General features: G+C 67.0%; 14 protein-coding genes (1 of these 14 running past the window's edge). 6 read left to right on the forward strand and 8 right to left on the reverse strand.

Translation table 11 applies throughout. The features are described from left to right. From ABAZ39_RS06795 to ABAZ39_RS06810, 4 genes are all read left to right on the forward strand, one after another. Positions 1–2,778, forward strand: the 3' portion of a protein-coding gene (locus ABAZ39_RS06795) for a Pls/PosA family non-ribosomal peptide synthetase (RefSeq protein WP_038527901.1). 1,206 nt of this gene lie to the left of the window's left edge; the window shows 2,778 of its 3,984 coding nt (coding positions 1,207–3,984); the start codon falls outside the window, past its left edge; its stop codon occupies positions 2,776–2,778. 238 nt (positions 2,779–3,016) lie between these two features. Then, positions 3,017–4,651, forward strand: a complete 1,635-nt coding sequence (locus ABAZ39_RS06800) for a fumarate hydratase (protein WP_038527903.1) — start codon at positions 3,017–3,019, stop codon at positions 4,649–4,651. Positions 4,652–4,730: 79 nt separating this feature from the next. Then, positions 4,731–5,081 (forward strand): hypothetical protein, encoded by a 351-nt coding sequence (locus tag ABAZ39_RS06805; RefSeq protein WP_038527905.1) that lies wholly within the window; start codon positions 4,731–4,733, stop codon positions 5,079–5,081. Positions 5,082–5,103: 22 nt separating this feature from the next. After that, complete coding sequence (locus tag ABAZ39_RS06810; protein WP_038527907.1) at positions 5,104–5,793, forward strand: RluA family pseudouridine synthase; 690 nt, start codon at positions 5,104–5,106, stop codon at positions 5,791–5,793. Between the two features lie 11 nt (positions 5,794–5,804). Here the strand turns inward: ABAZ39_RS06810 and ABAZ39_RS06815 are convergent, their stop codons facing one another. Both ABAZ39_RS06815 and ABAZ39_RS36485 read right to left on the reverse strand, forming a co-directional pair. Beyond that, the gene (locus tag ABAZ39_RS06815; RefSeq protein WP_014240362.1) at positions 5,805–6,245 is read right to left on the reverse strand and encodes a DUF4383 domain-containing protein; all 441 of its coding nucleotides are present in this window, start codon (positions 6,243–6,245) and stop codon (positions 5,805–5,807) included. A 98-nt stretch (positions 6,246–6,343) separates the two neighbouring features. Further along, positions 6,344–6,556, reverse strand: coding sequence for a 4Fe-4S dicluster domain-containing protein (locus ABAZ39_RS36485; protein ID WP_103040980.1), 213 nt, complete (start codon positions 6,554–6,556; stop codon positions 6,344–6,346). Positions 6,557–6,734: 178 nt separating this feature from the next. Here ABAZ39_RS36485 and ABAZ39_RS06825 point away from each other — a divergent pair, with 178 nt between their 5' ends. Beyond that, entirely contained in the window at positions 6,735–8,252 is a 1,518-nt protein-coding gene (locus ABAZ39_RS06825; RefSeq protein WP_247881640.1) for an ATP-binding protein, read from the forward strand. Here the strand turns inward: ABAZ39_RS06825 and ABAZ39_RS06830 are convergent. The 3 genes from ABAZ39_RS06830 to ABAZ39_RS06840 form a co-directional block, all read right to left on the reverse strand. Beyond that, entirely contained in the window at positions 8,229–8,873 is a 645-nt protein-coding gene (locus ABAZ39_RS06830) for a response regulator transcription factor (RefSeq protein ID WP_038527911.1), read from the reverse strand. The genes ABAZ39_RS06825 and ABAZ39_RS06830 overlap by 24 nt on opposite strands. 273 nt (positions 8,874–9,146) lie before the next feature. Then, entirely contained in the window at positions 9,147–10,187 is a 1,041-nt protein-coding gene (locus ABAZ39_RS06835) for an OmpA family protein (protein ID WP_038527913.1), read from the reverse strand. A 420-nt stretch (positions 10,188–10,607) separates the two neighbouring features. Continuing rightward, entirely contained in the window at positions 10,608–10,823 is a 216-nt protein-coding gene (locus tag ABAZ39_RS06840; protein WP_038527915.1) for a hypothetical protein, read from the reverse strand. 196 nt (positions 10,824–11,019) lie between these two features. Here ABAZ39_RS06840 and ABAZ39_RS06845 point away from each other — a divergent pair, with 196 nt between their 5' ends. Continuing rightward, on the forward strand, positions 11,020–11,271 hold the full coding sequence (locus ABAZ39_RS06845) for a hypothetical protein (RefSeq protein ID WP_038527917.1): 252 nt from the start codon (positions 11,020–11,022) through the stop codon (positions 11,269–11,271). Positions 11,272–11,372: 101 nt separating this feature from the next. Here the strand turns inward: ABAZ39_RS06845 and ABAZ39_RS06850 are convergent, their stop codons facing one another. The 3 genes from ABAZ39_RS06850 to ABAZ39_RS06860 form a co-directional block, all read right to left on the reverse strand. Then, on the reverse strand, positions 11,373–12,473 hold the full coding sequence (locus ABAZ39_RS06850; RefSeq protein ID WP_038527919.1) for a branched-chain amino acid ABC transporter substrate-binding protein: 1,101 nt from the start codon (positions 12,471–12,473) through the stop codon (positions 11,373–11,375). A 173-nt stretch (positions 12,474–12,646) separates the two neighbouring features. Further along, complete coding sequence (locus ABAZ39_RS06855) at positions 12,647–13,006, reverse strand: DUF6867 family protein (protein ID WP_038527921.1); 360 nt, start codon at positions 13,004–13,006, stop codon at positions 12,647–12,649. Further along, positions 13,006–13,716 carry an ABC transporter ATP-binding protein gene (locus tag ABAZ39_RS06860; RefSeq protein WP_014240352.1) on the reverse strand — a complete coding sequence of 237 codons (711 nt, stop codon included), beginning with the start codon at positions 13,714–13,716 and terminating at the stop codon, positions 13,006–13,008. Before ABAZ39_RS06860 ends, ABAZ39_RS06855 begins: the two co-directional genes overlap by 1 nt.

Genomic DNA, 13,716 nt, shown 5'->3' on the forward strand with positions numbered 1-13,716 from the left:
ATCCGCGGCTTCCGGCTGGAGCTGGGCGAGATCGAGGCCAAGCTGACCGACATGGCCGGCGTGAGCCAGGCCACCGTCGTGCTGCGCAACGATAACGGGCTGGATCGGCTGGTCGCCTTCCTGGTGCCGCAGGCCGGCGCCACGCTGGACAAAACGGCCCTGCGCGACGGCTTGCGCGCCCAACTGCCGAGCTACATGGTGCCGTCGCATTTCGAGGTGACGGACCGCCTGCCCCGCCTTACCTCCGGCAAGGCCGACCGCAAGGCGCTGCAGGCCGCGCCGCTGACCGACGACGCCGGCCCCGGCGAACAGGACGAGCCGCAGACCCCGACGGAGGCCGCCCTGCTGGAGGCCGCCAAGCGCGTCTTCCCCGGTCAGGCGGTGCCGCTGGAGGCCGACTTTTTCATGGATCTGGGCGGGCATTCGCTGCTCGCCGCGCGGTTCGTGTCGGCGGTGCGGGAGACCCGGCATCTCGACGGGCTGACCCTGCAGGACGTCTACGGCGCCCGCAGCCTGCGCGCCATGGCCGAGCGGCTGGACGCCCGCGCGCCGCGTGGCGGCAATGGCGGCGGAGCCGAACGCAAGGACCGCTCCTTCACGCCGCCTCCCCTGCTGCGTCGCTTCCTCTGCGGTGCTGCACAGGCGGCGGCCCTGCCCTTCATCCTGGCGCTGATGACGGCACAGTGGCTCGGCGTCTTCGTCAGCTACATGCTGCTGTCCGGCGAGGACGCCAATTTCCTTCAGGAAATCGTCACGCTGCTTGGCGTCTATATGGTCATCAACGCCGCCACGGTGGTGATCGCCGTCGCCGCCAAATGGCTGGTCATCGGGCGGACGAAGCCCGGGCGCTACCCGCTGTGGGGAACCTACTATTACCGCTGGTGGCTGGCGCAGCGCTTCATCAGCCTCGTCCATTTGAAGTGGTTCCAGGGCTCGCCGGTCATGCGGGTCCTCCTGCGCGCGCTCGGCGCCAAGGTCGGCGACGAGGCGCTGATCGGCGAATTCGAGTCCGGCGCCATCGACCTCGTGACCATCGGTGCCGGCGCCTCGATCGGCGGCAAGGTGAAGCTGGCGAACGCCGAGGTGATCGGCAACGAGCTGGTCATCGGCGCGGTGGAGATCGGCGCTGACGCCTACATCGGCACGTCCTGCGTCATCGGCATGGACGCGGTGGTCGGTCACGGCACGGAGCTGGCCGACCTGACCGCCCTGCCCGCCGGCGCCCGCACCGGCGCCTATGAGCGCTGGGACGGTTCGCCCGCCCGCCGCGTCGGCAGCGTCGACCGGGCGGAGCTGCCCGCCCCGGCGACCGCCGGACGGCTGCGCCGCGGGCTGAACACCGCCTTCTACACGGCGATGCTGCTGGCCCTGCCGCCGATCTCGCTGATGCCGATCTTTCCGGCCTTCTACCTGTTCGACAATCTCGACGGGGTGCTGGGGTCGGTGTTCGGCGTCAGCTACCTCTATTACCTGCCGCTGATCGCCTGGCCGACCGCCATGGCGCTGGTCGCGGTTACGGTCTGCATGATCGCCGCCGTGCGCTGGATCGTCCTGCCGCGCGTCGAGGCCGGCACCTACTCGGTGCACAGCGGCTTTTACCTGCGCAAATGGATGGTGGCGCTGTCCACCGAGGTGATGCTGGACACGCTCAGCTCGCTCTACGCCACGGTCTACATGCGGGCGTGGTACCGGCTGATGGGCGCCAAGATCGGCAAGGACGCCGAAATCTCCACCAACCTCGCCGGGCGCTACGACCTCGTCGAGATCGGCGAGAAGTGCTTCATCGCCGACGAGGTGGTTCTGGGCGACGAGGACATCCGCCGCGGCTGGATGTTCCTGAAGCCGGTGAAGACCGAGGCGCGCGTGTTCGTCGGCAACGACGCGGTGGTGCCGGCGGGCGCCTGCATCCCCACCGGCTCGCTGATCGGCATCAAGTCGAAGCCGCCCGCCAACGAGGCGATGTCCGCCGGTGAGACGTGGTTCGGCAGCCCGCCGATCAAGCTGCCGGTGCGCCAGCGCTTCGACGGGGTCGGCGCCAACTGGACCTACGAGCCGTCCAAGGCCCGCCGCCTGGGCCGCGCGGTGTTCGAGGCCTTCAGCCTGTCGATGCCGACGATGCTGTTCATCACCTTCGGCACGCTGGCCGTCGAGCTGTTTGCCCCGGCCATCCTGGAGCAGCGCTACGGCGCCTTCCTGGCGCAGTTCCTGGGCGTCAGCGTCGCCATCCCGGTGGCGATGGTGGCGGTGGTCATCCTGGTGAAGTGGCTGCTGATGGGCCGCTACACGCCGACCGTGAAGCCGATGTGGTCCTGGTGGGCCATGAAGACCGAAGCGGTGGCGGTGCTCTACTGGGGTCTCGCCGGCAAGGTGCTGCTCGACCATCTGCGCGGCACACCGATGCTGCCCTGGGTGCTGCGCCTGTTCGGCACGAAGTTCGGCGAGGGTGTCTTCATGGACACCACCGACATCACCGAGTTCGACTGCGTCTCGGTCGGCGACCACAGCGCGGTGAACGCCCTGTCGGCCCTGCAGACGCACCTCTACGAGGACCGCGTGATGAAGGTCGGCTGCGTGAAGGTCGGCCGCGGCGTCACCATCGGCGCCGGGTCCACCGTGCTGTACGACACCAGCGTCGGCGATTACGCCCAACTCGGCCCGCTGACCCTGGTCATGAAGGGCGAGGAGATCCCGGCCCACACCGAATGGGTCGGCGCCCCGGCGGAGCCGGTGGTCGAAGGACAGGTGGAGTTGAACGAACAGTTCAAGAGCGCTGCGTAAGGTCTTGTCCGTGTTGGTGTGTTGCGGCCCGGCATCCAGCGCTTCGGCGATGGGGCCGGGCCGCATCGTTTCGAGGCCGAGGTCAGACCCTTTCCTTAACGCCGCAGGGCGTTCCGTTCCCGTTGTGCGGCGGGCGCAGGGGTGTATAACGGTGCGCGAGCGTGGCCCTGGCCCTTTTGCGCGCTCCAACGCGCCGCATCGGGGCCTGTGACCCAAAAACAGGAAGGAAGCCCCCCGAATGCCCGATGACATCAGCCCCGCCCGCGGCGCCGCGACGCTGTTTCCGCTGGCCAAGGATGACACGACCTACCGCAAGCTGACCTCCGATCACGTCTCGGTCGTCGAGTTCGACGGCGAACAGGTCCTGAAGGTGGAGCCGGAGGGCCTGCGCCTGCTGGCCGAAGAGGCCTTCAAGGACATCAACCATCTGCTGCGTCCCGGCCATCTCGGCCAGATCCGCGCGATCCTCGACGATCCGGAGGCCTCGCCGAACGACAAGTTCGTGGCGCTGGACCTGCTGAAGAACGCCAACATCGCCGCCGCCGGCACGCTGCCCATGTGCCAGGACACCGGCACCGCCATCATCATGGGCAAGAAGGGCCGCCGCGTCTTCACCAAGGGCGGCGACGAGGCCGCCCTGTCCGAAGGCGCCCGCGACGCCTACCTGAAGCGCAACCTGCGCTATAGCCAGCTCGCCCCGATCTCCATGTACGAGGAGAAGAACACCCGCAACAACCTGCCGGGCCAGGTCGAGATCTACGCGGAGGGCGAGGACGCCTACAAGTTCCTGTTCATGGCCAAGGGCGGCGGGTCGGCCAACAAGACCTTCCTGCATCAGGCCACCCCGTCGGTGCTGGCGCCGGACCGGCTGCTGAAGTTCCTCGAGGACAAGATCCGTTACCTCGGCACTTCGGCCTGCCCGCCCTACCACCTCGCCATCGTCATCGGTGGCCTGTCGGCGGAGCAGAATTTGAAGACGGTGAAGCTGGCCTCGGCCCGCTACCTCGACAACCTGCCGACCGAGGGCGGCGAGGACGCGCACGCCTTCCGCGACCTCGCCATGGAAGCCGAGGTGCACAAGCTGACCCAGAGCATGGGCATCGGCGCCCAGTTCGGCGGCAAGTACTTCTGCCACGACGTCCGCGTCATCCGCCTGCCGCGCCACGGCGCCTCCATGCCGATCGGCATCGGCGTGTCCTGCTCGGCCGACCGTCAGGCGGTGGGCAAGATCACCAAGGACGGCATCTTTCTAGAGCAGCTGGAGACCGATCCGGCGAAGTATCTGCCGGAGATCACCGACGGCGATCTGGCCGGCGAGGTGGTCAAGATCGACCTCAACCAGCCGATGCGCGAGATCCTCGCCACGCTGACGCAGTATCCGATCCGCACCCGCCTCTCGCTGAGCGGTCCGCTGATCGTCGCCCGTGACCTCGCCCACTCCAAGCTGCGCGCGCGGCTGGATGCCGGCGAGCCGCTGCCGGACTATTTCAAGAACCACCCCATCTACTACGCCGGCCCGGCCAAGACCCCGGAAGGCTACGCCTCGGGCTCCTTCGGTCCGACGACCGCCGGGCGCATGGACAGCTTCGTCGAGCAGTTCCAGGCGGCGGGCGGCTCGATGGTCATGCTGGCCAAGGGCAACCGCAGCCCCGAGGTGACCGCGGCCTGCAAGACTCACGGCGGCTTCTATCTGGGTTCCATCGGCGGCGCCGCCGCCCGTCTCGCCCAGGACTGCATCAAGAAGGTGGAGTGCATCGAGTATCCGGAACTCGGCATGGAAGCCATCTGGCGCATCGAGGTCGAGGACTTCCCGGCCTTCATCATCGTCGATGACAAGGGCAACGACTTCTTCAAGGAATTGAAGCTGGCCTGACGCCCGTGCCTTTTCCCTCCCCTGCGGTAGCGGGGGAGGGTCAGGGTGGGGGCAAGTGTCTGCCGTTCAAGGGCCTGCCATGTCTGACGACCTGGCCGCCAAGATCGCCGACGCCCAGCGCCGCGCCCTGTTCGCCGCCGAGGTGATCGTCAATCGGCGCCTTCACGATTTTTCGATGCGCCACCAGACGCACTACGCCAATGACGTGGCGGAGGAGCGCAAGGCCATCGAGAAGGAAATCCGCGCGATCCGCTGCCGTCTTCCGGCCGCTCCACCGGTGACCGACGCGCTGGTGGCCGAGGTCGCGGGCGATGCCCACCCTCCGGAAACGGTCCGGGCGGTGCTGCTTGCCTTGGCCGCGATCCGGCCCGACGTGCTGACAATGGTTGACGAAGCCGCTTTCAACCCCGAAGAGGATGAGGAAGACTGACCGACTCGTCCGTTAAGGCATCATGACACCCGAACAAATCCAGGCCCGCGTTCTCTACCGCGACGGGCTGATGCTCATCATCGACAAGCCCGCCGGGCTGCCCGTCCACGCGGGTCCGGGCGGCGGCCCGAATCTGGAGCGCCATTTCGACGCCCTGCGCTTCGGCTTTCCGAAGCCGCCGGGGCTCGCCCATCGGCTCGACCGCGACACCTCCGGCTGCCTGATCCTCGGACGGCACCCGAAGGCCCTGCGCAAGCTGGGCAAGCTGTTTCAGGACGGCAAGGTCGACAAGACCTACTGGGCGGTCGTCGCCGGCACCCCGCCGGAGGAGCAGGGCCGCATCGAGCTGCCTTTGAAGAAGGTCACCAACAAGACCGGCGGCTGGCGCATCGTCGTCGCCGACGATGGGCAGAGCGCCGTCACCGACTACCGGGTCCTGGGCCGCGGTGAGGGCATGACGTGGCTGGAACTGAAGCCCCACACCGGGCGCACGCACCAGATCCGCGTGCACTGCGCCACGGCGCTGGGCTGCCCGCTGCTGGGCGATCCGCAGTATGGCGGGCCGGAGGGGCATCCGCTGCACCTTCAGTCGCGGGCCATTTCGCTGCCCCTCTACCCCTCCCGCGAGGCGGTCGGCGCAGTGGCGCCGGTTCCGCCCCACATGCGTGCGGCGCTCGCCGCCTGCGGCTTTCAAGGAGACGACGCGGCCTGACGGCCGGGCCGTTACGCCCGCCACTCGGCGCGCTTCTCCGTGCCGGCCTCAGTCTCATGCACCATGAAGCCGACATAGCCGGCCACGATGGCGAGGACGGCGTGCAGCCAGATGTCGTTGCCGTGCAGCGGCACCAGCCCGAACAGCGTGTTCAGACCCGGGATGAAACCGAGGACGGTCAGGACGGCGTAGGCCACGGCGACGCTGCGCAGATAGCTGCGCGAGGCCAGACGGCTGGAGAAGTAGGCGAAGAAGCCCCACAGGCCGAACAGGAGATGCACGACGTTGTGCAGCAGGTTCACCGGGAACAGCCCGAGCAGATAGCCGTGAAAGGATTCGACGGCGAGGGTCATGCCTTCCGGGGGCGGGGACAGGAAGGTCGGAATGAAGCCCAATATGCCGATCGCCGTAAAAGCCGCGGCGTAGACCAGCGTTACGTTGCGCCACCACATGTGTGTCTCCGTTGGCAGACAGGGGATGAAACCGCCTTACCAACAGAGGGTTTAGAAGCAGCGTTCCAAGATTCGGCCGGCAACCCCGGCCGGCACATTCAGGCGGTCGCCACCTCCATGGTCACGGCCTTGACCGGGCACACGGTCGCGCAGTCGCCGCAACCGGTGCAACCACCCTCTTCGATGATCGGCAGCCAGCGCCCGCGCCCCAGCGGGCGGAAGCGGATCGCCGCGTGGTCGCAATGGTCGCCGCACATCCGGCAATCGGTCCCGGTGTAGGACAGGCACGCCGCACCGATGCGCGCCACCATGGCCTGAGGCGCCTCGGACGGAACGGGCTCGGACCGGAGGCGTCCCCGAAACAGATCCGCGCGACTGATCGCCATGATGGTCGCCCTCCCCTTCCTTATCCGTCGCCCAGAGTTTGCTGCATTCGTTTGCTGCATTCGCGAATGCCGCGCATCGGCGATGGCGGTACAGTGATCCTTCGTGCACCACCCGACCTTGATCGTCGTCAAGGTCCGCACCGGAAGGACGGACGGCATGGTCCCCATCGGCAACACCACGGCGCGCTGGATGACGCTTCGCTACGGGCTGGCGCTCGGGGTGATCGCGCTGTGCACGCTGGCCGGCTTCGTCATGACCGAACGCGTCATCGACCAGCACGCCGACATGCTGGAGGTGGTGAACATCTCGGGCCGCCAGCGCATGCTGTCCCAGCGCACCGCCCTGCTGGCGGAGCAGCTCCGCAACGCCCGGACCGATGCCGAGCGGAGCGCCCTGACCGCCCGCCTGGCCGAGGCGACGGACATGTTCGAGCGCGCCCACCGGCGCCTGACCGGCGCCGACGAGGGGCCGGCCATGGGCAAGGACGTGCGGCGCCTTTATTTCGACGGGCCGGAGCCGCTGAACGATCTGGTGCTCCGCCATATCGCCGCGCTGCGCGCGGTGATCGCCGCCGGCCCCGCCGGTCTGCCACCCGACATGCCCGAGGCCGACCTCGTGACCCATCAGGCGCTCGGCCCATTGCTGGCGGGTCTGGAGGACATGGTGGCGCGCTACCAGGAGGCCGGCGAACGCGGCTTCGCCACCCTGCACAATCTCGGCTTCGCCGCCCTGATCCTGACGCTGCTGACCCTGTGCGCCGAGGTTCTGGTGATCTTCCGCCCGATGGTCCGGCAGGTCGAACGCCAGTTCGCGGACATCACCCGCATGACGCAGGCGCTGGAGCAGACCAACGTCACTCTGGAAGCCCAGGTGCGCGCCCGCACCGCTGAGCTGCACACCGCGAAGGTGGCGGCGGAACAGGCCCACTTGGCGAAGTCGCGCTTCCTCGCCCACGCCGGTCACGACCTGAAGCAGCCCCTCCAGGCCATCAACATGTTCACCGGCATGCTGGAACGGCAGCTCGACAAGCCCCGCGCCCTGGCGCTGGTGAAGGATCTGCGGCTGGCCCAGCGCTCCATGCACGACCTGCTGAACGCCATCCTGGACATCTCGAAGCTGGAATCCGGCGTGGTCGAGCCGAAGCCCGCCGACGTCGCCCTGTCCGCCCTGTTCGACCAGTTGGAAGCGGAATTCACCGGGATCGCCGAGGACAAGGGGCTGCGGTTGCGCGTCGTGCCGACGGACCTCTCCGTGCGGACCGACCCGTTCCTTCTGGAACGCATCCTGCGCAACCTGCTGACCAACGCGGTGCGCTACACCGAACAGGGCGGTGTGCTGATGGGTTGCCGGCACCGCGGCGGCACGGCGTGGATCGAGGTCTACGACACCGGCCGGGGCATTGCCGAGGCCGACCGCCGGCGCATTTTCGAGGAGTTCGTCCAGCTCGACCGGCCCGACCGCGACCGCAGCGAGGGGATCGGTCTGGGCTTGGCCATCGTCGACCGGCTGGCCCGATTGCTCGGCCACCCGCTGGAGCTTCGCTCCGTCGAGGGGCGCGGAACGGTGTTCGCCGTGGGCGTCCCCTTGGTCCGCAGCCTACACGAGACGGTCGCGGCCTGATTCCTTGACCAGCAGCACCGCCTGGGTCCGGCTGCCCACCCCCAGCGCCTTGAGCACGCCGGTGACGTGGGTCTTGACGGTGGAGAGGTTCAGGCCCAGCCGCTCCCCGATCTCCTGGTTCGACAGGCCCCGAGCCAGCAGGTCGAGAACCTCCAGCTGGCGGCGGGTCATGCCGTCGAAGACGCTCGGCTCATGCGGCTTGGCGGCGGCCGGCGTCTGGCCGATCCCCGGCATGCCGAGCACCGGCGGCACGTAGGACCCGCCGGCCATGACCAGCCGCAGGATGTTCACGACCAGCACGTCGTCGGTGGATTTCGGGATGAAGGCCCGCACCCCCCGCGACAGCACGGCGCGCATCTCGTCCGGCGAATCGATCATCGAGAAGACGACGACCGGCACCGGCGCCACCCGCTTCACCACCGCCTCCACATCGTCCAGCCCACCGAGGCCCGGCATGCGCAGGTCCATAATGACGAGGTCGTAGGTCCCCTGATCCAGCAGCTGGGTCAATTGGCCGAAGCTGGTCGCCGCGGCCACCTTGGCCTGTTCGTCCAGCTCCCCAACCAGATGGGTCAGGCCACTGCGAACGATGGAGTGATCGTCGGCGATCAATACCTGCATGACAACCCTGCTTCGGCGAAGGCGGCTGGAGGGGATGACCCGATGGGACAGGGTCCGCTGGGACCGGGCCGGCCTCGGTCGTCTCAAACCAAAGTGCGGCTTCCGGTATGAACCTCATACGCCGACCGGAGGTTTCATGCCACAATTGATGCATGATTCCGCAATGCCGCGCGTGTTTCTGCCGCAGATGCGAAAAGGGCGCCGCGGTGGCGACGCCCTTTCCCTGTTCTGATCGCGCCGACCGGCCCGGAACGGGACCGCCGGCCCGCCGGATCACTGCACGCGGATAAGGATCTGCGCGCGGCGGTTCGACGGCTCGCGGACGTTCGCACCGGTGTTCACCAGGAGCTGGGTCTCGCCCTTGCCCTCGACGGTGATCTGGTTGGCGGCGACCCCCTTGCCGACCAGCGCGTTCTTCACCGCGTCGGCGCGGCGCAGCGAGAGCCGCTGGTTGTAGGCCGGCGAGCCCGAGGTGTCGGTGTGGCCGACCACATGGATGCTGACCGCCCGCACCTGACCGGCCGAGGCGGCGGCATCGCCGATGATCTTGTCGGACGCCGCCGTGATGTTGGCCTTGTCCCAGTCGAAGAACACCAGATACTCCGACTGCGGCTGCGCCTGGACCGGAGCCGCCGGTGCGATCGGGGCCGCCGCGGGAGCGGCCGCCGGGGCGCCGAAGGTGTAGCGCAGGCCGGCGAGGATGGTGTGGTTCTGGTACTCGCCCTTCACGGTGGAGGTGGCGAGGCCGGCGGGACCGCCCAGATCGAACTTCGGATCGAGGGTCGCGAAGTAGCGATAGTCCAGCGTCAGGGCCAGATTCTGGGTCAGCGCGTAGGACACGCCGGCGATGCCCTGGTAGGCGAACACCCAGTCGCGGTCATCGAAGCCGCCGAGGTCCAGACGGACCTGGGCGATACCGGCGCCGACGCCGATGTAGGGCGTGAAGGCGGTGCCGGTCTTGATGTCGTACAGCACGTTGCCCATGAAGGCGAGCGAGCTGGCCTTGCCACCCAGACCGTTCACCGCCGCGTTGGAGCTGTCGGTGCTGTCGATCGAATTGCGCCAGCGCCACGCGAACTCCAGTTCGGCGCGCGGGCCGGCGGCGGTCGCATAGCCGGCGGAGATGTCGCCGATGCCGCCCAGTTTGAAGCTGGTGCTGGCGTCCGTCGGGGTGTTCTCGAAGCGCAGATCGGCGTCGCGCGTCCAGTTCACGCCGGCGCCGGCGCCGACGTAAAAGCCCTCGGTCGCGGCCATGGCGGCGGTCGGCAGCATCGCCGCGAGCGCCGTTCCGAGCAGAATCCCACGCAGAGTCATTTTCTTCTTTCCTTTGTGCACGGCGTTGCCGGGGCTGTCGATGCGAACCGTTCGGAAGGTTGGTGTCTGATCACACCGACCTTCATCGGGCGAGCCCGCCGCATTCCGTCGGCGGTTGAAGCGTCATGACTTCGAAATAACAGCAACCACCCACCGTCACAAGGGCTCTGTGATAAGACGCGCAGAGATGTTGCATTTCTGCATTACTCGAACGTTTGTCTTACTCTTCCTATTCCTTTGAGTTCGAAGCATTCGGACAGCGAATTCTTCCTAACACAAAAGGATGATATTCATAACTTTCGGGGTGGATTTGTGCCTACGTCCAACGAAACGGACACAGGGCGGCACCCGGACTCGGGCAGGGCACGTGCGTCCGTGACGGTTCAAAAAATAAAAAGGGAAGCGGCGCCGGAGCGCGGATCAATCCTGCGGTTCGGCGACCATCTCGAACTGGTTCACGTCCAGCAAGGCGGAAACTGCCAAAGTCTTCAACGTCTTATGGTCGTCGGACCGCTGAAGTTGGGCGTGCTGGGTGCCCAACCCATCCTTGCGGATGGCGATCACCTGCCAGATGCCGCCGCCGGGACCCAGTTTGCGGAACATCTGACCTTCGACGACTTCGCGCTTTCTGCGCATATCCGATCTCCAAAACCCAAAAACGTCAAACCCGCCAACCTTGCGGATACGGCGGACCATTCAAACACCAAACCGCCCCCGGTTGGCGAGTGTCCGTTGTGTGCGCCACGCATACCGAAGCCGTGATGTAGCGGTGCTGCAACAACCGCCTTCGCACCTGCGGAACAAACCGCCGGTCCGGCGTGTTGATGCCGTCATGAAAATCGATCACGACGTGCTCCTGTTCGCGACCCGCCTCGTGGAAGAACTGGGCGAGTCCGCCATCCGCATCAGCCGCGTCCGCCTCGTCGAACTCACGGCTGCGAACAACCTGCGCGCCGCCGCCTTCTGGCGGGACGTGATGCACACTTCGGAGAGGCTTCTGGCGGAGCGCTCCCCGGCTGTGGCACCCCCTCACACGTCGCCCCCCATGGCGCCCCCCATGTCGGCGCATCCGGCCACCCTCTGAACCACTCCGCAGACACCACGCCAAGCAAAAGGCCCGGCGGTTTCCCGCCGGGCCTTTGCACGACATCATGTCCCTGAAAGACAACGAATCGTACGGCCAGATTACTTGACCTGGGCGTACTGGCCGTTGTTCCAGCGGTACCAGACGTAGGCCGGAGAGGTCACGTCGCCCTTGGCGTCGAAGCCGATCTTGCCGATCACCGTGTTGTAGGTGTTCTTGCGCAGCACGTCGGCGATCTTGGCCGAATCGGTCGAGTTGGCCTGCTTGGCCGCCTCCGCCCAGATCTGCAGGGCAGCGTAGGTGTAGAGGGTGTAGCCCTCCGGCTCATAGCCGGCCTTGCGGAACTTCTCCACGGCGTCCTTGGCTTCCGGCATCTCGCGCGGGTCGGGGCCGAAGGTCATCATGGTGTTCTCGCCGGCCGGACCGGTGATCGCCCAATACTCGTTGGTCACCAGCGCGTCGCCCGACACGATCGGGGCGTTCAGGCCCTGATCCTTCATCTGGCGGGCCAGCAGGCCGGCCTCGGTGTGGTAGCCGCCGACATAGACGACGTCGACCGCTTCCTGCTTCAGCTTGGACACCAGCGCCGAGTAGTCCTTCTCACCCGCCGTGTAGGCTTCGTAGATCTTCTCCTTCTGGCCGCCGGCGTTCAGCGCCTTCTGCGTCTCGTCGGCGAGACCCTTACCGTAGGCCGACTTGTCGTGCAGGATCGCGACGTTCTTGCCCTTGTAGTTGTCGAGCAGATACTTGCCGGCGATCTGGCCCTGCTGGTCGTCACGGCCGCAGACGCGCAGAACGTTCTTCAGGCCCTGCTCGGTCAGCTTCGGGTTGGTCGAGGCCGGGGAGATCTGCAGGACGCCTTCCTCGGCGTAGACCTGCGAGGCCGGGATCGAGGAGCCCGAGCAGAAGTGACCGGCGACGAACTTCACGCCCGCCTTGGCAAGCTGGTTCGCCACGGCGACGGCCTGCTTCGGGTCGCAGGCGTCGTCGCCCACTTCCAGCTTCAGCTTCTGGCCCAGGACACCGCCGGCGGCGTTGATGTCGGCGACCGCCTGCTCGATGCCCTTCTTCATCTGCTCGCCGAAGGTGGCGTACTGGCCGGTGATCGGGCCGGCGGTCGCCACCGCGATGTCGGCCTTCGCCACCGAGGCGGTCATAGCGGTCGCCGCAACCGCAACGAGGAGGGAAAGCTTGTAGTTCATAGTTTCGTTGGCTCCCTGTTATGAGTCGTACGCCGGCCCCGCCGGGGCCTTTTCACCGGTCCCCCAAGGGCTGGGGGCACCGGTGCCGACAAGGTTCCACTATAGTCCGATCATCGCCAAGTGCGACAGTTTCACCCACGTCCTGGTCGCGATCGGCCCCATGGAATTCGCAATCATTCAGCGAGCGTTCCGCCGACGCGCTCGCGCCAGCCGAAGGGTCCCGAACGCTCGTACAGCCAAGGATACTGGGACACCATCCGGCGCGCCATGGAAATGCGGTACGTGGTCAGGGTGATCGCGCCGATCACCAGGGTGTGCACCACGAATCCATACACCGACAGGAGCTGGCCGCCGAACAGGCCCCAGACCAGGAACCGGTCGCCCAAGCCGAGCAGGATGGAGTAGGCGATGGCGCTCGACAGCGGCTTCCAGCCTTCGGCCAGGGTCTGGCCGGTCAAAACGCCGCAGCCGCCGAACACCAGGACCGTCAGGCCCAGGAACACCGGCAGAGAGGACCCGAGAACGCCGTCCATCAGTGACCTCCCTCCAGATAGGCCGAACGCACTTCCTCGTTCGCCAGCAGTTCCGCGCCGGTCCCCGACATGGTGACCTTGCCGTTGACCATCACATAGCCGCGGTGGGCGAGCTTCAGCGCGTGGAAGGCGTTCTGCTCGACCATGAACACGGTCATCTTCTGTTCGCGGTTGATGTCCTTCACCGCCTGGAAGATCTGCTTCACCACCAGCGGGGCGAGGCCCAGCGACGGCTCGTCGAGAAGCAGCAGCCGCGGCTGGCTCATCAGCGCGCGGCCGATGGCCAGCATCTGCTGCTCGCCGCCCGACATGGTGCCGGCGCGCTGGCTGATGCGCTCCTTCAGGCGCGGGAACAGGGTCAGGACCCGCTCCAGCTCGTTGGCGAAGCTGCCCGGCTTGGCGGTGATGGAGCCCATCTGCAGATTCTCCAGCACGCTCATGCGCGGGAAGATCCGCCGACCTTCCGGCGACTGGGCGATGCCCAGGCGGACCAGCTCGTAGGTGGGCATCTGCGTGATGTCCTGCCCCTCGAAGGTGATCCGGCCCATGCGGGCGCGCGGACTGCCGCAGATGGTCATGAGAAGCGTGGACTTTCCGGCGCCGTTGGCGCCGATCAGCGAGACGATCTCGCCGGCCCCGATCTCGATATCGACCCCCTTCAGCGCCTCGATGGCGCCGTAGAAGGTGTGGACGCCCGATACCTTCAGCAT

The sequence above is a fragment of the Azospirillum argentinense genome (assembly GCF_000632475.1).
GTDB lineage: Bacteria > Pseudomonadota > Alphaproteobacteria > Azospirillales > Azospirillaceae > Azospirillum > Azospirillum baldaniorum.